General features: G+C 49.6%; 22 protein-coding genes. 13 read left to right on the forward strand and 9 right to left on the reverse strand.

What is annotated here, in order from left to right; all coding sequences use genetic code 11:
* Window positions 1–19: 19 nt before the first annotated feature.
* The 8 genes from M2277_RS19455 to folE all read left to right on the forward strand — a co-directional run bounded on the left by M2277_RS19455 (window position 20) and on the right by folE (window position 7,908).
* Window positions 20–790 (forward strand): ABC transporter ATP-binding protein, encoded by a 771-nt coding sequence (locus M2277_RS19455; RefSeq protein ID WP_036638752.1) that lies wholly within the window; start codon window positions 20–22, stop codon window positions 788–790.
* A gap of 14 nt (window positions 791–804) precedes the next feature.
* Window positions 805–2,133 carry an ABC transporter permease gene (locus M2277_RS19460; RefSeq protein WP_051449146.1) on the forward strand — a complete coding sequence of 443 codons (1,329 nt, stop codon included), beginning with the start codon at window positions 805–807 and terminating at the stop codon, window positions 2,131–2,133.
* 33 nt (window positions 2,134–2,166) lie between these two features.
* Window positions 2,167–3,255, forward strand: coding sequence for an efflux RND transporter periplasmic adaptor subunit (locus M2277_RS19465; protein WP_006208196.1), 1,089 nt, complete (start codon window positions 2,167–2,169; stop codon window positions 3,253–3,255).
* A gap of 435 nt (window positions 3,256–3,690) precedes the next feature.
* Window positions 3,691–4,113, forward strand: coding sequence for a GNAT family N-acetyltransferase (locus tag M2277_RS19470; RefSeq protein ID WP_006208197.1), 423 nt, complete (start codon window positions 3,691–3,693; stop codon window positions 4,111–4,113).
* A gap of 202 nt (window positions 4,114–4,315) precedes the next feature.
* A complete protein-coding gene (gene lepB, locus M2277_RS19475; RefSeq protein ID WP_006208198.1) occupies window positions 4,316–4,918 on the forward strand; it encodes a signal peptidase I in 603 nt (200 codons plus the stop codon).
* Between the two features lie 41 nt (window positions 4,919–4,959).
* Entirely contained in the window at window positions 4,960–6,813 is a 1,854-nt protein-coding gene (gene queG / locus M2277_RS19480) for a tRNA epoxyqueuosine(34) reductase QueG (RefSeq protein ID WP_280755390.1), read from the forward strand.
* 143 nt (window positions 6,814–6,956) lie between these two features.
* The gene (locus M2277_RS19485) at window positions 6,957–7,193 is read left to right on the forward strand and encodes a YneF family protein (RefSeq protein ID WP_006208200.1); all 237 of its coding nucleotides are present in this window, start codon (window positions 6,957–6,959) and stop codon (window positions 7,191–7,193) included.
* 121 nt (window positions 7,194–7,314) lie between these two features.
* Window positions 7,315–7,908, forward strand: a complete 594-nt coding sequence (gene folE / locus M2277_RS19490) for a GTP cyclohydrolase I FolE (RefSeq protein WP_006208201.1) — start codon at window positions 7,315–7,317, stop codon at window positions 7,906–7,908.
* Window positions 7,909–8,008: 100 nt separating this feature from the next.
* Here folE and M2277_RS19495 read toward each other — a convergent pair whose 3' ends face one another.
* The 5 genes from M2277_RS19495 to M2277_RS19515 all read right to left on the reverse strand — a co-directional run bounded on the left by M2277_RS19495 (window position 8,009) and on the right by M2277_RS19515 (window position 12,537).
* Window positions 8,009–8,281: a hypothetical protein gene (locus tag M2277_RS19495; RefSeq protein ID WP_006208202.1), complete on the reverse strand. Its 273-nt coding sequence runs from the start codon at window positions 8,279–8,281 to the stop codon at window positions 8,009–8,011.
* A 32-nt stretch (window positions 8,282–8,313) separates the two neighbouring features.
* Window positions 8,314–9,573, reverse strand: coding sequence for a Tle-like phospholipase domain-containing protein (locus M2277_RS19500; RefSeq protein WP_280755391.1), 1,260 nt, complete (start codon window positions 9,571–9,573; stop codon window positions 8,314–8,316).
* A 28-nt stretch (window positions 9,574–9,601) separates the two neighbouring features.
* Window positions 9,602–9,913: a hypothetical protein gene (locus M2277_RS19505; RefSeq protein WP_006208204.1), complete on the reverse strand. Its 312-nt coding sequence runs from the start codon at window positions 9,911–9,913 to the stop codon at window positions 9,602–9,604.
* A gap of 301 nt (window positions 9,914–10,214) precedes the next feature.
* A complete protein-coding gene (locus tag M2277_RS19510; RefSeq protein ID WP_006208205.1) occupies window positions 10,215–11,384 on the reverse strand; it encodes a Fe-Mn family superoxide dismutase in 1,170 nt (389 codons plus the stop codon).
* 160 nt (window positions 11,385–11,544) lie between these two features.
* Window positions 11,545–12,537, reverse strand: coding sequence for an alpha/beta hydrolase (locus M2277_RS19515; protein WP_006208206.1), 993 nt, complete (start codon window positions 12,535–12,537; stop codon window positions 11,545–11,547).
* A 222-nt stretch (window positions 12,538–12,759) separates the two neighbouring features.
* On the opposite strand from M2277_RS19515, the gene M2277_RS19520 reads away from it, so the two are divergent.
* Entirely contained in the window at window positions 12,760–13,500 is a 741-nt protein-coding gene (locus M2277_RS19520) for an IclR family transcriptional regulator (RefSeq protein ID WP_148248194.1), read from the forward strand.
* Between the two features lie 361 nt (window positions 13,501–13,861).
* On the opposite strand, the gene M2277_RS19525 is transcribed toward M2277_RS19520, so the two are convergent.
* The 4 genes from M2277_RS19525 to acnA form a co-directional block, all read right to left on the reverse strand.
* The gene (locus M2277_RS19525) at window positions 13,862–14,959 is read right to left on the reverse strand and encodes a DUF1648 domain-containing protein (protein ID WP_280755392.1); all 1,098 of its coding nucleotides are present in this window, start codon (window positions 14,957–14,959) and stop codon (window positions 13,862–13,864) included.
* Complete coding sequence (locus tag M2277_RS19530) at window positions 14,959–15,357, reverse strand: GntR family transcriptional regulator (protein ID WP_006208209.1); 399 nt, start codon at window positions 15,355–15,357, stop codon at window positions 14,959–14,961. The genes M2277_RS19525 and M2277_RS19530 overlap by 1 nt, the downstream gene beginning before the upstream one ends.
* A 184-nt stretch (window positions 15,358–15,541) precedes the next feature.
* Window positions 15,542–15,697, reverse strand: coding sequence for a hypothetical protein (locus M2277_RS19535; protein WP_006208211.1), 156 nt, complete (start codon window positions 15,695–15,697; stop codon window positions 15,542–15,544).
* 181 nt (window positions 15,698–15,878) lie between these two features.
* Entirely contained in the window at window positions 15,879–18,596 is a 2,718-nt protein-coding gene (gene acnA, locus M2277_RS19540) for an aconitate hydratase AcnA (RefSeq protein WP_006208212.1), read from the reverse strand.
* A gap of 315 nt (window positions 18,597–18,911) precedes the next feature.
* On the opposite strand from acnA, the gene M2277_RS19545 reads away from it, so the two are divergent.
* The 4 genes from M2277_RS19545 (at window position 18,912) to uvsE (ending at window position 22,494) form a co-directional block, all read left to right on the forward strand.
* A complete protein-coding gene (locus M2277_RS19545) occupies window positions 18,912–19,934 on the forward strand; it encodes an amidase domain-containing protein (RefSeq protein ID WP_036638768.1) in 1,023 nt (340 codons plus the stop codon).
* A 45-nt stretch (window positions 19,935–19,979) separates the two neighbouring features.
* Entirely contained in the window at window positions 19,980–21,074 is a 1,095-nt protein-coding gene (locus tag M2277_RS19550) for a D-alanine--D-alanine ligase (RefSeq protein ID WP_280755393.1), read from the forward strand.
* 104 nt (window positions 21,075–21,178) lie between these two features.
* Window positions 21,179–21,496 carry a hypothetical protein gene (locus tag M2277_RS19555; protein WP_006208215.1) on the forward strand — a complete coding sequence of 106 codons (318 nt, stop codon included), beginning with the start codon at window positions 21,179–21,181 and terminating at the stop codon, window positions 21,494–21,496.
* Window positions 21,493–22,494, forward strand: a complete 1,002-nt coding sequence (uvsE, locus tag M2277_RS19560; RefSeq protein ID WP_280755394.1) for a UV DNA damage repair endonuclease UvsE — start codon at window positions 21,493–21,495, stop codon at window positions 22,492–22,494. Before M2277_RS19555 ends, uvsE begins: the two co-directional genes overlap by 4 nt.
* Window positions 22,495–22,685 lie beyond the last annotated feature (191 nt).

Here is a 22,685-nt window from a genome sequence, read left to right on the forward strand (position 1 = left end):
TCGGAAAGGAACAGCGAACATGTTGCGTTTGGAAAATGTATCGCACAGCTTTAAGAACGGCAACGAAGTGTTAAAGGTGCTTCATAACATCCAGTTTGAAGTCCAGAAGGGAGAGATGATTGCTCTCCTCGGCAGCTCAGGGTCGGGCAAGTCGACGCTGCTCAACTTGATGGCTGGACTGATGAAGCCCACGGAGGGCCATATTTATATTGCCGATCAGGATATTGTCAAATACGGGGAGAACAAACTTGCCGTCTTCAGGCGCAAGCATATCGGATTTATATTTCAGGCCTACGAGCTTATTCCGACCCTGACGGTACGGGAAAACGTGGAGCTGCCGCTTGTTTTTCAGTCCGTTTCACCGTCCAAGCGCCGGAAGAAAGCGATGGAGCTTCTGGAGATGACGGGAATTGGCGATAAGGCAGCACTGTACCCTTCCCAATTGTCCGGCGGACAGCAGCAGCGCGTCAGTATTTCGCGCTCGCTGATCACGGAGCCTTCCGTCATTTTTGCGGACGAGCCGACAGGCAATCTGGACACCAAAACGGAAGAGGAAATCATCCGGATTATGATGGCGCTGAATGAGTCCATGAATACGACATTTGTCATCGTTACCCATGAGATGGAAGTTGCGGCTCAAATGAAAAAAACGATCATGCTCCGTGACGGTTACTTAGTTCAACCGGAGGAATATACGAGACCGGCAGCAGGAGGCTCTAAGGCGCCTAATGCCTCATCGCTTCCGTCCGGTGTCGAGGTTCATTCGGAGGGGGCAGGTGAAGTCAGCTGAAAATTCTAGACAGCATGCGGCTGGCATGGGGGCAGATCAAGCGCCGCAAAGTAGTGACAGCCCTGTGCATGACCGGTATTTCCATTGGATGTGCGGCAATCATTGTTGCGATCAGCATTGGCAACGCCGCCCAGGGTTATTTGGAGACCGAGATTATAGGCGGTATGAAGCTGGATGAGATTACGGTGACCCCGCAGGGCAGCAGTGGACCCGGAGAGGGGGGCGGCGCTGCCGGTGGGGAGCGTGGATTGCTTACGGATGATAAGGTTCAGGTGATTCAGGGCTTTAATCATGTCAAATCCGTTATCGCGACCAAGCAGCTTGGATATTTCCGATCCATTTCGTCCGACAATCTGATTAGCGAAGGTGTTAATGTAGTGGCCGTGGACCTGTCCAAACTCAAAGAGCAGGGACAAAGGTTCAAGGAGGGTGGTGCGCTTGAGCAGATAGGCGCCGTCGTCCTCAATTATGGAGCCACAACAGGATGGAAGGATGCAGAGACAAGCGAGAGATTGACCAATATGATGAATACCGATCCCAACAATCCGAAGCTGTGGGAAGAATTCCAGATGTATGAGGGCACCGTGACGGACATGAGCGGCAAAAGCATTCAGCTTGAGCAGATGGACAACGAAAAGAAGCTGCTGGGTCCGCAGATGTACGTAGGGGGTGTGCTGGATGTGCCTACGGGGCGGGAAGCCCAGTTTGCCATCTACGACAGGCAGGCCTATGTTTCCTTTGATACGGCTGAATGGCTTGCAGACAGCCTGAATTTGCAAAATGGGACGGCTTCCAAGCAGCGGGTATACGACAGCGTAACGGTCAAAGTGGATGACCTGCAGAATATTAAACCACTTGAGGATTTGATATCAAAACTTGCGCTTAATGCAAGCGACAATCTGGCGATGCGCGATCAGATCGCTTCCCAATTGGACACATTCAAGGCGATTGCACTGGGCGTAGGCGTATTTATTCTATTGCTGGCCTCCATTTCGATCATTGTAGCCATGACAATGTCTACGCATCAGCGCCGCCGGCAAATCGGCATTATGAAGGTCTTGGGGGCGAATATGCCGCAAATCCGCAATATGTTTATCGTGGAGGCCAGTCTGCTCGGTTTGCTTGGCGGTTTGCTTGGCATCGTGTTCGCGTATTTGATCATCAACGGGTTGAATTCATTCATTACAGCTTCTGCAGGGATGTCGGGGCTGCAGATTGCAGTTACGCTGGGCACGCTGCCCATCGGCATCGCATTCGCGGTGATGACCGGAATCCTCTCGGGGATTTATCCGGCGATCAGCGCAGCAAGAACAAATGCGCTCCTTGCCATTAAGCGGGATTAGGATTATGAGCATCGGAAAGGAAGCTAAATCGGTATGATCAAAAAAATCATAAAATGGACAATTATCGTGGCTGTGCTGGGTGTGGTGGGTTATTGGGGATATGGACAGGTGAAACCGAAAGAGCCTGAAATTCCGATGATGGAAGAACCCCAGGTCATCTCGTTTCCCGTAACCGAGGAAACCATCACTTCGACCGTGCAGGTCAAGGGAACGTCCGAGTACGGACGGGAGACGAATGTGTACGCCCCTTTTGAAGCGAAGGTCGAGTCATGGAGCGTAGAGAATGGCCAGCAGATCAAGCAGGGCGATACACTCTTTAAATTGGAGCAAACAGCGATCCGCCAGCAGCTTCAGCAGAAAGAGGCCGAACTGCAGAAGAAGAAGCTGGAGCAGGAACTGAAGGAATTCACGCTGAATCAGGACCTGGATAACGCGCCAGTCGGGGCAACCGAGGCCGAGCGTCTGAAAATGCTGGCAGACCAGGAAAATGCGCGGCTGAGCAGCCAGCTGGACGAAGTGAACAATGATATTGAACGACAGACGATGAATGATCTGAATGATAGACTGAAGAAGTCCACATATCAATCTCCGGCTACGGGGTTGTTTCTGTTCGACCCGACACAGCAGGTGCCGCAATCGGTCACGGCGAACCAGTATATCGGTAAAATCGTCGATCTGGATTCCCTCCGGTTCGTGGCATATGTAGGGGAGAACGAGGTGTTCAACATTAAACCGGATATGGCGGTTGAGGTGAAGATGCCTTCCATCAAGGATTTGAAGCTGAAGGGGAAAGTGCTGGAGGTGGCCAAATTCGCTGAGGCAACCGCCCAGGAAAAACAAACGTCTCAGACACCGCAGTTCAAGGTGATTGTCTCGCTGCCTAAGAATGACCGCTTGATCGGCGGATTGACGCTTAACGGAGACATTGTGACCAAGCGGAAGGACAAAGCCGTTGTCGTTCCCAAACTCGCCGTCATGACGGATGGGGGGAAATCATACGTCATGGTGGATAGGGGCGGCGGTCAAATTGAACGTCAGGATATTGAGACCGGTATGCAGACTCTCGACAAAATCGAAGTCCTGTCAGGACTGAAATCAGGCGATACTGTGGTTCTCCAGTAAAAATAGAAATCGATTACGCAGCGTTCTTAACGGCATATAGCCGGGAGGACGCTGCTTTTCTATTCGTCCCCTTCCCAATAAGATGAGCAGAGGATTTAGTGGGTCGCTTTGTAAAATTAGTACAGATACAAAAAGCATGTATAGAAAGTATTGGAGTTGATTTTTACAGTGCGCTAACAGTTTTCAGCAGGAAACAGCATATACATTCAACAAAAATATGGAAGTAAATCCATCAATAAAAATGTAACCGCTTCAGATAAAGCGCTTACAGAAGAAAACTCGTGAATTTACGAGAAAGATGTGGTTTAATGGACAAGGAAACAGGATTTTCGCGTTTTTTGTAGTAAACACAAATGTCAGGTTTGCGTTAACGGAATACTAGATCTTTGTAAACCGGGTAAACCGCATCATGCTAACGAAAAGGGAGATTTTGAAATGCATGTTCGTTCCTTTCAGTTGAGTGACTGTACCCCCGTAACCGAGCTACTACAGATTGCTTTATCGGAAGACTGCTACGAAAACACGATGGAGCCCTTCTCCAGACAGCTCGCTTGGGACTCTGATCTGATTATGGTGGCTGAAGAAAACGGTGAAATCGTTGGTGCCCTAATTGGTACGATCGAACGCAATCATGGTTGTTATTACCGCATTGCCATTCATCCTGACTATCGCAGAAAAGGAATTGGCAAGGCTCTGATATCGGCGATGGAACAGCGTTTTCAATCACGTAAGGTCAGTCGGATTATGGTAGCCGGAGACGAGCACAACGCCGCAGCCATGCCATTTTATGAAGCCATGGGATACGGTGCCAGCCAAATCCTGCGGTCGTTCCAGAAGCTCAGTATCCTAGGTCAATAGTTGAACGACTAGCGGTACATACGAGCCACGTAAAACGGCGGCTTTAAGCTTCGACAGAGATAAGAAACGACATTTTTTCTATATGAAGCATATCTACCGGCCGTTGCAAATGGTTGGGAGATATGCTTTTCTATTAATGTACCTTTTTTGAGGGTGCCGCCGTCGGAGCTTGTAGGCGAAATCGAAGTAAGGTAGGTGCAGTATGGGACAAGTGATTCCTCCGGATTCAACTGAGAATGGCGAGAACAACGGACCACAGAATCAACCCAGCAAGAAGAACGGGTGGGCAGCCGAGCTTTGGGACTGGGTAAAGACGATTACGATTGCATTTGTTATTATGGTGCTTCTAAATATGTTTGTGTTCAACCTGTCCATGGTTAAAGGTGAATCAATGCAGCCGACACTGGTAGCATCGGAGCGGCTATTTATTAATAAAGTAGTGTATCGCTTTGCAGAACCGAGTCATGGTGATGTCATCGTGCTCAAGGATCCAAGCGATGGTCCAGACAAGAAGGAGTTTTTGGTGAAGCGTATTGTCGGCGTTCCAGGGGATACCATTGAAGTAAAGGATCAGACGCTGTATGTTAACGGTGTGGCCAAGGAGGAAGGATACACCGATGTTGCGATCGAAGATCCAGGCTTTGAGCCTGTTACCCTCGAGGAGGGACGGTATTTTGTTATGGGAGATAACCGTCATCTCGGAAAGAGCAAGGACAGCCGCATGTTTGGCAGTGTGAAGGAAAGCGACATTGTAGGCAGGGCGGAATTCATATTCTGGCCGCTGTCCGAGATCAAAAAGCTGTAGCTGCCAATTGGACATCATCCCAGGAAAGGAGGCGCTGGAGAATGACCTACACACTCGGCTCGCACGCTCCTCCGCCTTCGGTTTGGGAGGAGCTCAAACAGGAACTGAAATCCGTTGCCCCAGAGCTTGGTATTGATGATATCGGCTTTGCTTCGGCGGAACCGTTTCAGTCCTTGAAGGGAATCCTGCAGAATCATCGGGACAAAGGTTATGAATCCGGGTTTGAAGAGCCGGATCTGGATAAGAGGGTTACTCCGGCTCTCCCGGGAAGCGAGCCCATGTCCTTAATCGCGATTGCGATAACGTACCATTCCAAAATGGACAACCCGCCAAAATCGGAGCCTGGAAAGTACAGGGGAATTATGGCGCGTTCTGCTTGGGGCAGAGATTACCATCAGGTGCTTCGGGAGGCCATGAGCCGTCTGGAGGATTTTATAAGAGAACGGGTACCGGATGCAAGACTTGAAAGCATGGTCGATACGGGAGCGCTTGTCGACCGGGCGGTTTCCCAGCGTGCAGGCATTGGCTTTAGTGCCAAGAACTGTGCCATCATATCTCCGAAGTTAGGCTCCTGGATATTCCTTGGCGAGATGATCACCAATATCCCGTTTCCGCCGGATACGCCGGTTACCGAGGACTGCGGGGAATGCACCAAGTGCATCGATGCTTGCCCTACCGGCGCGCTTGTGGGCCCGGGACAGCTTAACGCCCAGCGCTGTATTTCTTTTTTGACCCAAACCAAAGGGTTTCTGGACGAAGAAGTCATGCGCAAGATTGGCAACCGGCTGTACGGCTGTGATACCTGTCAGATTGTTTGTCCGAAGAATCGGGGCAAGAACTGGACTCATCAAGAGGCCTTCAAACCCGATCCTGAAAAGGCCAAGCCGCTGCTCCTGCCGATCCTTGATTTAAGCAACCGTGAATTCAAGGAAACGTTCGGAGATACATCTGCCGCTTGGCGCGGCAGAAAGCCGATACAGCGCAACGCTGTCATCGCGCTTGGCAACTTTAAAGATATTTCAGCTGTACCGAAGCTGAGCGAAGTACTGCTGAAAGACCCGCGCCCGGAGCTGCGGGGAACCGCTGCATGGGCTCTGGGCCGTATTGGAGGCGAAGAAGCGTTGAACAACTTAGAGAAAAGCATGAAATCAGAAGGGGATTCCCAAGTACGAGATATGCTGCAGCAAGCCTTGAATAAATTGAAGCCTGAATCGAATGAGAAAGAGGCCCCAACTGAGGCGCAAGCCGGGGCAGAAGTTTTATCCAGTGGCAACGCGTTGCCGGCTTCCCCGGATAAGGGAGATAAGCCGGAACAGGAGAGCCCCGCCATTCATGGAGTAGAGCCTATGGCCATTCCGGAAGGCGGACCCGAAGTTTTGTATTATGACGAAATTCAATCGCCGATCGGACCTTTAACGGTTTGTTCAACGGAGAAGGGACTTTGTCTGATTGAGTTCGGCAGCTTCTATGTAAAGGAAGCAGTCATCCAGCAGTGGTCTCGGACCTGGGCCGGCAACGGCGGTTACCAGCGGGACGAGGCGAGGTTAGCTCCTGCGACAGCGCAGCTGGAACGGTATTTTTCAGGTGAGCTGAAGGAGTTTGAGATCCTACTGGATATGCGGGGAACCTCATTCCAATTGCAAGTATGGGAAGCTTTGAAATCCATTCCTTACGGGACGGTTTGTTCTTATAAGGATATAGCCGAATCCATCGGTCGTCCAAAAGCCGTGCGTGCTGTAGGCGGTGCAAACAACAAAAATCCTGTGCCGATTATCGTGCCATGCCACCGGGTGATTGGAACCGACGGGGCGCTGATTGGATATGCCGGCGGCCCGGAAATTAAACGTACCTTGTTAACGCTGGAAGGGGCTATGCCTGACCGGAAAGGGTCGTAAGGGATCTAAGGTGCCATCATGGGACTGCCTGGCTGCTATATATCCGTTATTTTCATTTGCTGTGTCGAAAAGGACATGCTATGATAGGTTCGTATATGCGCCATTAAATGGTAAATATTAGTATAGTAGAAGGTGGTCAAGTGATGAACTATGTCATTCCGATTATTACATTGATCGTGGGTCTGGTTGGCGGATTTTTCATCGGTGTATTCTATCTCCGCAAGCAGCTGGAGAAGATGCAGAATGATCCGCAAATGCTGCAGAAGATGGCCAAACAAATGGGGTACAACATGAACGGCAAGCAAATGCAGCGTGCGCAGCAAATGATGAAAAATCAGCCAATGCCTGGTAAAGGTCAAGGTCGTAAACGCAAATCATAATGCCAGAAGGCCCGCTCGCGTCTACATTTAGGACGGAGGGGCATTTCTATTTAAAAAGGCCGCTAACAGCGGTTATAAGTTAACCGTTTGCTTTTTTTTGGGACGGAAAGGGGGATGTACTGTGGCGGGCGTAAAAGATTATGTAAATAACAAAGTAGGCGAAAACCGAGAGCAGATCGAGTACCATGTAGAGCAGATTTTGAAGCTGATCGGTGAAGATACCGAGCGTGAGGGACTGCTTGAGACACCGGCCCGCGTGACACGGATGTACGAGGAGATTTTTGCGGGATACGAAGTCGATCCTAAGGATGTTCTCGGCGTTACATTTGACGAAAATCACGAGGAACTGGTTATTGTAAAGGATATCGTCTATTACAGTCAGTGTGAGCACCATATGGCGCCGTTCTTCGGTAAAGTTCATATCGGTTATGTCCCAAGCGGCAAAATCGCTGGCCTGAGCAAGCTGGCACGCCTGGTAGAGGCGGTTACCCGCCGGCTTCAGGTACAGGAGCGCATCACCTCGCAAATCGCGGATATTATGGTCGAGGCGCTGGAGCCAAACGGTGTCATGGTCGTTGTGGAAGGCGAGCATCTGTGCATGTGCGCGCGCGGCGTGAAGAAGCCAGGCAGCAAGACTGTAACGTCAGCTGTCCGCGGAAGCTTCCGGAGCGATTCCGCGCAGCGTTCGGAATTCCTGTCTTTGATCAAAGACTAAGAATGAGGATAATGGAAAAAGGCTTCGCCCACGGAGGCGAAGCCTTTTTTTGCTGTATGATGAATGGATATTTTAAATACTTCAAGATGAGCATGAGGACCTATGATGCGCCATCTACCTGTTTCATATATTGTACATACTGGGTGAGGTTGCTTTTGTGTTCCTCGATATCCTTGATCCGGCGGGACATTTCCAGGAAGAAGGCTTCGATCTGCTCCCGTAAAACATGGGCTGACTGGCCTTTCCAATCCTGCAGACGGGCGTACATGACCTTCGCTTCCTGTTCGTCAGCCTGGATGGCGGCCAGCAGTCCCGACAGCTCACGTTCTGCTTGAAGCAAATCATCAAGTTCCAGCAAAATTTCTCGACTCATATGTTTCCCTCCCGGTCACTTCTTATAGATGTTTACCCGATGTTGTCTGTCCGCTCAAATAGATCAGCCTTGAATTTAATGTACTGAACAATATCCGTGGTATGCTGCAAATGCCACTGGCTCATCGACATGATGGATGCATCCAGTTGCTGTACAATCGGCTGGAGGCGTCTGCTGTGACTGGAATACATATACTTAGCGAGACGCTGCCTGATTCCTTGAACTTCGGCATCGCTTTGCTGGGCGTGTGTTCTCCATTTCTCGGCCACACTTCGGAGCTCGGCAGGGGTGACCTGGATGGTGCTGGAGGAACTGCCTGCAGCATCTCTATTTAGGCCCAAGAATGGAGATAAGGCTCCTGCAGTTCCAAGTATCATGTTCCTCAACCCATCAAAGAGCATGCTTTCTGATGGGACTCGGGGAGACTCGATAGACTTGTCAGAGCTGCCGTCATACAGAGGGTTGGAAATGTACCCATTCTCGAATTGATATCGTTCAAGCTGATGATAATTCGGACCCCCTAGTGTATTATCAATTTTTTGTTTTATGCTAATCCCATCGTTAGCATCTTGGTAACTAGAGTCTATGTAATAGGTAGAGCCTACGTGGCCGTCATAACCTCCCAAAGTGCCACTGGCAATAATATCACCTGGATGCGCAAAATTAATAATCTGGGAGTCGAACCCCCCATCCTCGGCTTTTCTTCTAAATTCCGGAGACAGACTCCCAATAACAGAGGGGGCACTAAAAGTCACAGCTGTCATACCTGTATAAGCAGCAGCATATTGTGCATTTGCACCGCCGAGTGAGTGACCTGTCAGAGAAAAATTTAGATCTTTATGTTTTTCCTGCATTTCTTTAGCGTAGTCTTCCGCCTGGTACATCTGATTGGTACCCAGAATATTCATATTCTTATCAAGCTTTCTTGAAGTTTCGCCGAGCCCATCGTTGATGCTGCTAATTCCAACCGCATCCTCAAATTTGGTTAGATGGTCCTCAAATGGTCTTTCAATTTCAGCTTTCCTTTTGAGTTCCGCAATTCCAATTCCAACATCACTTACATAATCAGGTATAGATGCTGATAACTGCGTTTCTCCCTCTGTCCCTCTGTATGCAATGACCGCTTCCCCAGTATCTCTATTCACAAAAGTGACAGCATCAAATCCTGACAACTTATAGCTTTTAGTATTTTCTAAAACCTCCCATTGTGGAAGATCCTCAATTTGAGAGCCTTCTTTTAGATCCTTGTATGCCAATCTGGATAAAATGTTATATGTTTCATCATTGACCATGATGAGTTCCTCCATCAAACATAATTCATTATTTTTGCTTCTTAGATTGGATAACCTTCTTTAGTTCAGGACTCATGACAAAATTTTTGGTTTGAAAGGTTTTGTAATTTACAGAAATATTAAATGTTTGATCTTTATGTCCAATGACATATCCTTCAACATCAATCTCATCTGCGACATAGGTAGGCATTTTCTTTTGGTTTGTTATCTCAACTTCCAGGTCATATTCTTCCTTGAAGAATTGAATTGCAGTTTCTCTGGTTTGGCTCATTAATTCATCATCATGGTTTGTAATGTCATCCGTGATACCTGAGGTATTGTTGTTTTTATTTGAATTCATATTTTGACAACCCCCTAGTACAACCATTGTTAACATAAGGAATATGAATGGTTTTTTCCACCCTAATCGGGTAAGCATATCAATTTCATCCCTTCCAGATGTTCATTCATTCTTTTTATCATAATCCAGTAAATAGGAGACTTCAACCGAATAAATAACCAGAGTAATGGTTATTAAGACCTAACAACGTGGTTATCTGAAATAATGGATAAGCCCTCCCTAAACTTCAGAAGCGAAGTAAGGAGGGCTATAGCTTAATACCCAATATTAACCATTGCGAAGCAATCCAGCTGGATTTTGCTTAGAACGGCTTCCATTTTAACTTGCTGGCATGTTTGAAGCGATCCGCAACCTCTGGCCAGTAGACCACTTTCCACCAGTCGTTAATGTAATCTTTCCGTTTATTCTGATGTTTGAGGTAATAGGCATGCTCCCATACATCCAGGGTGAGGAGAGGGACGACATCCCATTGGGACAGGTTCTGGTGTTTCTCAGCCTGTAAAATTTCAAGCCGATGGCTGCGCGGGCTCCAGACGAGGATGGCCCAGCCGCCGCCTTCCACCTTGTCTGCTGCTTCGGTAAATTGATTCTTAAAGCGATCGAAGCTGCCGAAATAATTCTTGATTTGCTGGGCAAGCTCCCCGCCCGGTTCGCCGCCGCCCCGAGGGTTCATAATATTCCAGAAGATCGTGTGCAGATAATGGCCGGCACCATTGAAGGCCAGCTCGCGTTCCCAATGTTTCACGAGTTCGAAATCTCCGCTTTTTCGGGCTTCCTCCAATTTCTTCTCCGCTTTGTTCAAGCCGTCGACATAGCTCTTATGGTGAATGTCATGATGAATCCGCATTGTCTTTTCATCAATGTAAGGCTCAAGCGCATCATAAGCGTAAGGGAGAGGGGGGAGGCGGTGTCCACCAATCGGGACGGCCTGACCGCTGTCGCCCATGCCTTGAATGGATAGCTCAGCCTCTGAGAGAGATGGTGGAGGGGACGAGGCCTCATGAAGCGTCATGGATTGTTGCGGCATATCCATGAATCGCTCCAATGCTCCAGCGGAGTTGAGGGTCTCCAGTGCGTTCAGGAAATACTCGGACTCCCGGATGACGTGATGTACAACCGTACCGGCAAGCGGTACCTTCTGAACGGCTTCGCTATTCTCCTTCAGTCCGTGCAGCTGGCGGATGAACTCTCTGGATTGCTCGCAGGAGGCTCGAAGCAGCTGCTCTACCTGGGCCAGCACTTGAGGTGAAGGAGGCGCATGGTTGCTGAGAATGTGGCGCAGAAGTTCGTCAGCGACTTTTTCTGTATCGGCAAATACGAGGGCCCACTGATCCAGCATCTGAACGTAGACCGGTTCCAGATCAGGAACTACGGCTTTAATCAGCCCGGTATGTTTCCTTTCCTGATGTTTCCAATAGCGAATTTCCTCCAATAATCGTACCGGGAGTTTCGCTCCATAATGAAATAACATGTCCGTTCCCTCCAGTATCAGCTTCACTAAACTCACTATATTCATTTTGCAGCCTGTATTATGTGGAAAAAATAAAATCCCCTCACTGCTCCAGGCAGTAGGGGGTTGGAACATAGTATGGAGCTGCGGCATCTCGCAATGAATGCTATTATCCGGAACGTCACGGTCCTTCCGGTGTTTCAAGTTTGCCGAGGAAGGTTGATACTCTGCGTAAATATTCTTTAGGATGCTCACGGAAGATAAGTTCATGATGGGCATCTTCTACGATCCAGGAATCCGAATCCGCATGACTCTGATTGGACGCAATTTTCTCGGCGATCGGGTAAGGCGCCTTATCGTCTTTCGTTCCGTGAATGAACAAGGTCGGGAACGGATAGTCATGCTTCTTCACTTCGTTGTAAGGGATCTGATCCAGACTTGTGCCGTTGAGGACCGGGAAGAGCAGCTCCAGAATCTCCAGAGATGGATGCCGCGGAAGATTAATCTGGTTATGGATATTGTGGTAAAGCGTGTCCGGCTCGAGCAAAAATGCACTGTCCAGGATCATGGCGTCCACATCTTTGGTCTCAAGCCCCGCCTGGAGAGCAGTACCGGCACCCATGGAGAAACCCCAGACGACAATCTGCTTCGCGCCTCGTTGTTTCACATGCTCAATGGCACCGAGAAGCTGCCGTTTCTCTTCCTTGCCGCCGGTCGCCACTTCCTTGCTGGTCTGGGACGCAAAGCCGTAATCAAACATCAGCACATTAAAATTCATGTTGTGCGCGTAATGGGCGATATCGTACATAGGAACCCAGGTTTCCTCCCGGTTGGCGCCGTAGCCGTGGCTCAGCACGATGGTTTTGGAGGAATTCTCTGCCGGTATATACCACCCGTTAATATTCCGTTTACCATCAATCGAGTGGAATGTGACATTCTCGTAATTCATATCTTTAGCGAGTTTGGGATTGGAATAGAGCGGAGCAACCGTCGGATTCGACAGTACCCAAGCAATATAGGCATGCAGTGCAATAAAACAGAAAACCAGAAAAAAAACGACAGATAACAACAACGCTAATATAATATGCTTAAAACGAACCAGGCCTGTCGACAGCTCGGCTGGCGTGTCATTCAATTGGGAGAGTGGGGCATTACTACCAGTTGTTGTACTCATAAGTGGCCCCTCCTTACCATATAGTCGGATTTTTTTTCGTTAAAGTGAAAATATCGAAATTTATAATAATCGTATGCCCGGTGGCCTATAAAGTCAATGCAAATCAATAGATTGTAAGACAAATGTAAAGTCCCGGTGCGAATGGTTTACTTTTGAGAATAATTCTCATATAATTATTGTAACCAGGTTTCATACAATGAAACACGAGAGGAGCAGGTCGGGATGGAAGACCGAAAATTAACGGTACGTGCTGTAGAGCGGGCACTTGATATATTGATGTGCTTTACGAAAAATAATGAGCTTGCTCTGACGGAGATAGCCTCCCTTATCGGGTTGCATAAAAGCACGGTCCATCGACTGCTTACAACGCTGGAAGACCAAGGATTTGTGGTGCGGAACAAAGAGACGGAGAAATACCGGCTCGGCCTTAAAATATGGGAGCTGTCAATGCATCTGTCCCAGAGCGATGATCCTGCCATTCGCCTTCTTCCCGCGATGGAAGCGCTGCGGGACCGGCTGGGGGAAACCGTCAGCTTGTATCTGCGGGATGGCGCCGATCGGCTTCGCATCCAGGCGGTGCAGAGTAACCAGGGCATCCGGCGGGTCGCCCAGGTGGGAGTAAGACTGCCACTGTCGGTAGGCGCTTCCAGCAAGGTGCTGGTGGCCTTTGCGCCTGCGGCAGATCAGGAGGAGCTGCTGAATGCGGCAGATTGGCCAGAGTCTGTTGATCGGGACGTGTACCGGCAGCAGCTCGCCGAAATTCTGGAGAAGGGGTACGCCATCAGCATTGAAGAGCGTGAGCCTGGAGCTGCCGCTGTATCGGTGCCGATTTTTGACCGGAACGGTCAAGTGGCGGCCGCGCTGTCGATGTCAGGGCCGGTCACCCGCCTCCCGGCGGATACACTTCGTGAACATGCGCCCGTCCTGATGGAAGCAGCGCGGGAAATGGGAATGATGATTTAATTCATTCTATTTCGGAGTTGCGGACAGCATCACTATAAGTTATTGAATGACCGGGCAGCTCCGAGTGATACAGCTGCCCGGTTATTTTACATGAGATGAGAAAGCGTAAACTTCAAAGACTCCCCATCCTTATCTCTGAGAAGAAAAATGTCCGCTACAGGCGGTCTGTATTCTGAGGATATCATGGATAAACGTTACTCTTATATGATGAAAAAGCTTAAACGGAGAGTGGAAGGATGCATGGCGATAAGATGTGCAGGGTTTTGCCGGGAGCCCTTGCAAATATACAAAGAGATGACACCTGAGTTTAGACCAGGGCCATCTCTTTTTTCATTCTGGATGATGAAGTAAGGGGATTAAATTAAACCAGGAGCATGGTCAGCAGGGCAATCACGATCGGAACTGCAAGGAATAGCCAGGCTAACGGACTTGCTACGTTGATGGTCCAGCCAACGCTAAATCTTTTTTCCACAAAGAGAGCAGGGTCCTGCGGATTAAAATAGACGGAGCCGAGCTTCCAATACTTATCGTCATTGGCACTATGAGTGGAGTGCGGAGTGTTGGGATCTCTCTTCAGCCGGCTTCCGCCTTGACCTGTTGTGAAGGATAACACCACTGCACCGAGGACAATCACCAACGGTATGGCTAAGCTGATGACCAGCAGCAATTCGGGATTCAGCTGTTCGATCATGTTGAGCTGGATCAAGGAGAACATCAGCACAAGCAGCAGACCAGCCATCGTATTGAAGAAGGACCAACGGCGGCGGAAGATGGCGTTGCGCGCTGAGGAGCCCGCCGGATCTCCCGGATCGATCTGCTGTTTGCTGTTTAGGATGGACCAATTGATCAACATGAAGATGAGGATCATGAATACTTGCATAATGTTGGGCAGCAGGACTACACCCCATGATTTGTCCGCATAGTTGATCACGCTGCCTTGAAAATCAAATTTCATGGGAATGGTATCTGGGATCTGGTCATAGTATTGGAAAATCCAGACGGTGCTGATGATGGTAATGACGGCATGAATGATAAACCAGCGGTTAGAGAGGACAAGCTTCTGCCTTCTGAAGTTGGTATCGATTGCCACGACCTGGCGTCCGGTTGTCGCAGGGGGAAGAGTGGCCTTGATCCCTTTCATTTTGAAATGAAAGGTCAGGTTCAGGGCAAGTGAAGCAATGACGATTGCCGTGATGGAGCCGACAATAAGCCATTCGAACCCTGTGTTCCCAATCGATAACAATCCGATCAGACAGGCGATCAAGATAAGGGCATAAATACCGCAGCTGATGGAAGCAAACTGCTTCCGCAGCCTGCGAAGGGCTTCGCTGTGGAACATTTCTTCACTCACCGATACTCCAAAGCTAACTGTTTCCCTGGTGTAATAAGGCATAAAGGCAAGCAGTACAATAATCGGAATAATCATAAATACTAGAATCGAGGCTGATATCATAACCATTACACATTCTCCTCCCCAGTCTGGGTGATCTCATTATGCATATCTCGTACGATCTGAAGCAACTGTTCTTCGGATAAGCCCCTGCAGATGGCTTCAGCAATGATAGGTTTTAGATAGGCATTGCGTTTATCCTGATATTCGGGGGTAATGCCCGGCATGGTATCCGGCTGTATCACCACGCCTTTTTGCCTGTGTATCTGAATAAAGCCTTCCTGCTTCAGCAGCGTGTACGCTTTGTTAACGGTGTGGAGATTGATCCCGATGTCGGATGCCATGCTGCGAACCGAGGGCAGGGGATCGCCGGGCTTAAGGCTGCCGCTGGCAATGCCTTCGATAATCTGATTCATTAACTGGTTGTATATGGGGACATCGGACTGCATATCCAGTTGGATAATCATAAGAGAACCTCCGCATTCGTTGTAACTGTTATCTATGTAGTATAACAGTTGGAACGGATGGTGTAAAGGTCAATCCGCAGTTTTTCATAAACGAAAAAAACGAGGACTGTCTTCACAATCTTGGGATTGGAAGGCGGTCCTCGTGTTTTCATTGCTCGATGTGTAATTTAACAAGAGAGCGTACTTATCTCAGCTTGATATTCTTCTCTTTGATCTTTTGATTCAGAATCTCTTGAAATGTGACGGGTTTATCTGTCGAATCCTCTTTCTTCGGAGCCGTCACCGGCTGCGGCCGTTGATATTGATAATGGAACGAAGCCATCGTATGTATTTTGATCATAGGTACGATCCTCCTAGATATGGATTTCCGGAATGTTTTCTACCATTTAACCTTTCCGGCATCATTCGAAACGGAATTTCCAATATTCAGGAAAAAAGTACTGTGAAATGAAAAATCCCCATCATCCATTAGCGGATGATGGGGATTTGTTCCTAAGGCTAAAGCGCCTAGATGAATTGTCTTATTGGTTCGATGCGATCATTTGACGAAGTACCGTTTGGAGGATACCTCCATTGTGGTAGTAGTCCACGTCCACCATGCTGTCGAGACGAGCGATAGCTTGGAACTCGAATTGAGTACCGTCTTCGCGTGTAACAACAACCGTCAATTCTTGACCTGGTTTCACATCGTTGCTGAGACCCAGGATATCAAATGTTTCCCGGCCGTTCAGCGCAAGGCTCTTCCAGCCATGACCTTCCTGGAACTGGAGCGGAAGCACACCCATGCCTACGAGGTTGGAGCGGTGAATACGCTCGAAGCTCTCAGCCAGTACAGCTTTGACTCCGAGCAAATACGTACCTTTTGCCGCCCAGTCACGGGAGCTTCCTGTACCGTATTCTTTACCTGCAATAACAATTAGGTTCTGTCCGCCTGCTTGATAATTCATGGATGCATCATAGATGGACATGACTTCTTCAGTCGGCAAGTATGTGGTTACGCCGCCTTCCGTACCTGGAGCTACCTGGTTACGGATGCGGATGTTAGCGAAGGTACCGCGCATCATGACTTCGTGGTTACCGCGACGGGAGCCGTAGGAGTTGAAGTCTTTGCGTTCCACTTTGTGATCGCTCAGATATTTGCCTGCAGGACTGGACGGTGCAATGTTACCGGCTGGTGAGATGTGGTCCGTTGTAACGGAATCACCCAAGAGAGCCAGCACACGCGCTTCCTTGATATCCTGAATGTCGTTCAGACCGTTGCCCAGGCTTTCAAAGAACGGCGGGTTCTGAATGTACGTGGATTGATCATCCCACTCATACAATTCGCCTTCAGGAACAGGAATCTTGTTCCAACGCTCGTTCGCTGTGAACACATTCTCGTATTTTTCACGGAAAGCGTCAGCGCTAAGGGACTGACCAATGGCTTCACGGATTTCAGCACTGGTTGGCCAGATGTCTTTCAAGTAAACTGGCTCATTGTTTGGATCGTAGCCGATCGGATCGTTCTGCAGGTCGATGTTCACGGTACCTGCCAGAGCGTAAGCAACAACCAGTGGCGGTGAGGCCAGGTAGTTGGCTTTGACCTGAGCATGCACACGTCCTTCGAAGTTACGGTTACCGGACAATACGGCAGCTACCGTCATGTCGTTATCGGTAATCGCTTCGCTTACTTCGTCCGGCAATGGACCGGAGTTACCGATGCAAGTTGCGCAGCCATAGCCTGCAACATAGAAGCCGAGAGCTTCCAGGTAGTGCAGAAGGTTGGACTTCTCAAGGTAGTCGGTTACGACAAGGGAGCCTGGAGTCAAGCTGCTCTTCACATAACCAGGTTTCTTCAGACCGCGTTCAACCGCTTTCTTGGCCAGGAGACCTGCACCCAGCATAACGCTTGGGTTAGATGTATTCGTACAGCTCGTGATGGCTGCGATAACAACTGCACCTGTGCCCATTTCGCTGGTAGAGCCGTCTTTATGACTGACCTTAACGGTTTCCGCGATTTTGTCATCGCTGAGCCCGTAGCCGCCTTTATCAATCGGTGTACGGATGATGTCGTTAAAGTTCTGCTTCATGTTGGTCAGTTCAATGCGGTCTTGTGGACGCTTCGGACCAGCCAAGCTCGGTACAACCGAAGCGAGATCCAATTCGATTACATCGGAGAACTCAGGGTCCTGCGTGTCAGCCGTACGGAACATGTTTTGTGCTTTATAGTAGCTCTCCACGAGTTCAACCTGCTCATCGGTGCGGCCGGTGTTGCGCAGGTAAGCCAACGTCTCGCTATCAACCGGGAAGAAACCGATGGTAGCGCCGTATTCCGGTGCCATGTTCGCAACGGTTGCACGGTCAGCCAGACTGATGTTGGCAAGACCAGGACCGTAGAATTCCACGAATTTGCCCACTACGCCTTTTTTGCGAAGAAGCTCGGTTACAGTGAGGGCAAGGTCGGTCGCCGTTGCGCCTTCTGACAGGCTGCCTGTCAGTTTGAAACCGATAACTTCAGGTGTTACAAAATAAAGCGGTTGGCCGAGCATTCCGGCTTCTGCCTCGATGCCGCCTACACCCCAGCCCACTACACCAAGACCGTTGATCATGGTTGTATGGGAATCGGTGCCTACGAGGGAATCAGGGAAGACGAGGGTTTCGCCGTCAACTGTCTTCGTAGCTGCTACGGAAGCCAGGTACTCCAGGTTAACCTGGTGAACGATACCTGTTCCGGGAGGAACCGCGCGGAAGTTGTTGAACGCCGTTTGAGCCCAGCGGAGGAAGCGGTAACGCTCTTCGTTACGCTCAAATTCAACCTTCATATTATATTCAAGCGCTTGGTCGGTACCAAAAGCGTCAACCATGACGGAATGGTCGATAACGAGATCGACCGGAACGAGAGGGTTGATCTGTTTCGGGTCGCCGCCGGATTTTTTAACGGTGTCGCGCATGGCTGCAAGATCCACGACAACCGGAACACCGGTGAAGTCCTGCAATACGATACGGGCAGGGATGAACGGAATTTCCTTGTTGTTGTCGCGTGCTTCATTCCACGTGGACAAAAGTTTTACATGATCCTCGGTAATGGCGCGTCCGTCAAATTGACGTACGGCCGCTTCCAGCAGTACCCGAATGGAGAAAGGAAGCTTGGATACACTTCCGTATCCTTGCTCTTCGAGCGCCTGCAGGCTGAAATAACGGTAATTTTTACCGCCCACCTCTAGGTTGCGAGAGATGGAGAATTGATCCTTTGCTGGCATAGATGAACCTCCTTGAGTCATTTCATTTGATCTTATTATGACGATCTGAGTTAAACCTTTTGTGGTTTCACTAGATGAAACCTAATTTCATAAATTAACTAACTTAAGTATAACGTTTTCAACTCGCCGCGTAAAGCATTTTTTATAGAAGAAACGTATTTCAAAACCGTGAAAATTCGCCCGTTTTTTAAGCTGACACGGCTGCCCTGATTCAGTGTTTCTGTATTCTCTTTACCGAAGTTCATAGCCTGAAGATTTGCTTCATATAGTGTGATAGGGAACTGCGTGAAAGGCAAGGTCAGAGGAGGAGAGAAGATGAACAGTCTGAAGCAAGCAGAGAAGCCATGGAAGCAAGCTTTATATATTTACGTCAATCAATATAACCAAAATCGCGTGGACTATTCTTCAGGCCTGAAAGAGCAAATTGTAGCAGATCTGAATTTCCTGGTAGAGAGAGGAGAAAGGCAGTTCCGACTGCAGTCATGGTACGAGTTGCGCGAAGCAACCCCGCTAAAGAGCGAGACTCGTGCACGGCTCCAGCGTGTACTCAGAGAGACGGAGGATGACGTTGTTGCCGATGTAAGGCTTCATAGCGTGTTCTATTATGAGAAAAGAGGCATGACGCACCGTGAGGACACGGTGTCACGGGAGCGGCTGACGCTGATCCGTGATGGGGAAGCCTGGCTGATCGTTGGCATTGAACGTCTGCAGGACGAACGCCATCCCTTGCAAAGAACCGATGCTTCGTTCACAGGCCAGGACTCGGCTGGAAGAGAACCGTCCACTCCATTCATGAATGGTCGTGTTTACTCGGCTGGCAGCAGTCCGCGGTCCGGTCGATACGAGCGTGAAGCCGCTGCTGCTTATGCCGACAGGTGGTGGGATTCCGGCAATCCGGAGTTTGAAGAATTTGACGTGGATTGCACCAATTATATCTCCCAGTGCCTCTTTGCAGGTAAAGCCCCAATCCTCTATACTGGTAAAAGAGAAACGGGATGGTGGTACAAGGGGTATGTAAGCAAACGGGAATGGTGGAGTTACAGCTGGGCGGTTTCGAACAGCTTCGCGCATTATTTGAACTCCAGTACCTCGGGACTGCGAGCCGAGCGGGTAGAACGGCCTGAGCAGCTGATGCTTGGGGATGTCATCGTGTATGATTGGGACGGTGATGGGGCGTTTCAGCACAGCACCATTGTGACGGCATTTGATGCTGGCGGTATGCCGCTGGTCAATGCTCATACGGTATCAAGCCGTCATCGCTACTGGGACTACCGGGATTCCTACGCATGGAACGACAACACCGAGTATCGGTTTTACCATATACCCGATTATTTTTAAGATGACAGCATGTCATGCTGCAATACGGACAAGAGAGAGGTAAACATGGAACAGGATAAATTAACGGTTGGCTTGGTATACGGGGGAAAATCTGGCGAGCATGAGGTGTCGCTTTCCACGGCATTTGCAGTCATGAACGCTTTTGATTTTGATAAATACGAAATGATTCCTTTTTATATTTCGAAGCAGGGAACCTGGAGAATCGGGAGCAAGCTATCAGCTCCGTTTAGCCAACTGGAGGATTTGAAGCTGGCCGAAGGGGAAGGGACGCAGACGGCTCTGAACGCTGTGTTCAGCAGGCTGTATGGTCAAGAAAATCAGGCAGTGGACATTATGTTTCCGCTGCTGCACGGAACGTTTGGCGAGGACGGGACCATTCAGGGATTGTTCGAAATGGCGGACATTCCTTACGTAGGCACCGGCGTGCTTGCATCGGCTGCAGGCATGGATAAAGTCGTGATGAAGAAGCTGTTCGCCCAAGCGGGATTACCGCAATGTGAATATTGTTACTTCAATCGCACGCAGTGGGAACAGGGGCAGTACGACGTGCTTAAGGACATCGAGGACAAACTCGGTTTCCCAAGCTTCGTCAAGCCGGCTAACCTCGGCTCCAGCGTCGGCATCTCCAAGGCGAAGAACCGGGAGCAGCTCAAGTCGGCAATTGAATCCGCCCTCCGGTTCGATGACAAGATCATCGTGGAAGAGTTTGTGGATGCCCGTGAAGTGGAGGTCAGCGTGCTCGGCAATGATGAGCCGATGGCATCCGTTCCGGGTGAAATCGTGTCTTCCAGTGAATACTATGACTATGCGGCCAAATATACGGACGGACAGTCACAGATGCAAATCCCGGCGGAGATCGAGCCGGATGTGGCTGATCGCCTGCGCGAGCTCGCGATTAACGCGTTCAAAGCGATTGAAGGCGGCGGAATCACTCGCGCGGACTTCTTTGTACGCCGCTCCGACGGCGCGATTCTGATCAATGAAGTGAATACGATGCCCGGCTTTACGCCGTTCAGCATGTATCCCCTTCTATGGCGGGAGACAGGCGTTTCCTACCGCGAGCTGCTCGACCGGATGATTGAGCTGGGGCTTGAGCGGTACAACCGCAAGCAATCCTTGATTTATGAGAACCAGACATAAGCTAGCCGTTTTACAATAGGATACGATTGACCAGGGGGAGTCCGCGCTATTCATCACGGCTCCCCTTGAGTCTAATATTTTGGGATGAAAGGAAGATTCGTGATATGGGATTTCAAACCGAGTTCAATTCCGTTTGTAAGTTTAAGAGTGAGCAGGAGCTTTACGAGCTGCTGGAATACGGCCGCGGCAAAATGCTGAAGGACGGACTGAGGGTGTTTCCGACAGGACAGAAGGTCATCGCCTATACGCCGGATAACCAGGCGGTAGCGATTGTCCTGATTACGGCATGTGTATCGGAGATTAACTTCCAGGGTCGTGAGGTGACCTCGGTTGAGCTGCAGCTGATCCGCAAATTGACGGATGAGGAAGCACGCGTTCAGACCGCGCTCGCTCATGAGATGTTCTTCGGAGACCATGCATGATTGTCCGTTTCGGTTATGTAGCCATGTCCACGGTTGTGCAGAACGCTTCTCCCTCCAAGACAATGACCATGAAGAGTTTTACGAAGCTGGATGACCGTGAGGCCGGCATACACAAACTGGAGCGGATCGCGAACGAGAATTTACATAATACCCTTCGGTTATTGAGACATAATCTGGCCCATGATATCAAGGTGTACCGTTTCTCGTCCAAGCTGATTCCGCTTGCCACGCACAATGATATGCATGATTGGAACCCTTTCCCGGCGCTGAAGGAGGGCTTCCAGGCCATCGGGGAGTTTGTGAAGAAGCATGAGATGCGGGTGTCGTTTCATCCGGATCATTTCACGGTGCTGAGCACGCCTCGACCTGAAGTGTTGATTAATTCCATTCGGGACCTGGAGTCACACGTCCATATGCTGAAGGCGATGGGTTTGCCTGCTTCCATGAAAAACAACATCCATATCGGCGGCGCCTACGGGGACAAGCCCAGCGCTTCAGCCCGATTCGTTGAGCACTTTCATGCGCTTGATCAGAGCATCAAGGAACGTCTGACACTTGAGAATGATGATAAAACCTTTACCGCACAGGAGACGCTGGCGGTATGCCAGCAGACCGGGCTGCCGATGGTGCTGGATATCCATCATCAGTGGGTCAATAATGATGGTGAGGCGCCTTGGGAGCTGTGGCCGGCCATTCTCCGCACCTGGGAGACGCCGCTGGCTCAAGAAGGCTCTGAGCCGATACAACCGCTGCCGCCGAAGATTCATGTGTCCAGTCCCAAAAGCCCTACAGATATCCGAAGCCATGCAGACGGGGTGGACGTTGTGCCTTTGCTGGCATTTTTACGGAAGATTGCGGGCGCTACGCCGAAGGTGGACGTTATGATTGAAGCCAAGATGAAGGATGGCGCCTTGTTTGGTCTGATGAAGGATTTGGGAGATTATGCGGGAGAGGGTGTAACGATTCTGGACGGGGCGTCCATCGAAGTAAATGCCTAAAACCATGAGACGAGCCTGTTATGACTTGCAAGTTGATGGATTTTGGGTTACGTTGGAAGTACGGAACACAGATTCTCCTCAAGCTATCGTATTGGATAAAAAAGTTCGTTCTCGCCAAGCATTCAGGTGCACAGCATAGGACGGACTTTTATTGAAATAGGGCGGATTTTTTGAGACGCTGCCCTTTCGTT

The sequence above is a fragment of the Paenibacillus sp. LBL genome, from assembly GCF_029893715.1.
In the GTDB taxonomy this organism is placed as follows: Bacteria; Bacillota; Bacilli; order Paenibacillales; family Paenibacillaceae; genus Paenibacillus_AQ; species Paenibacillus_AQ glucanolyticus.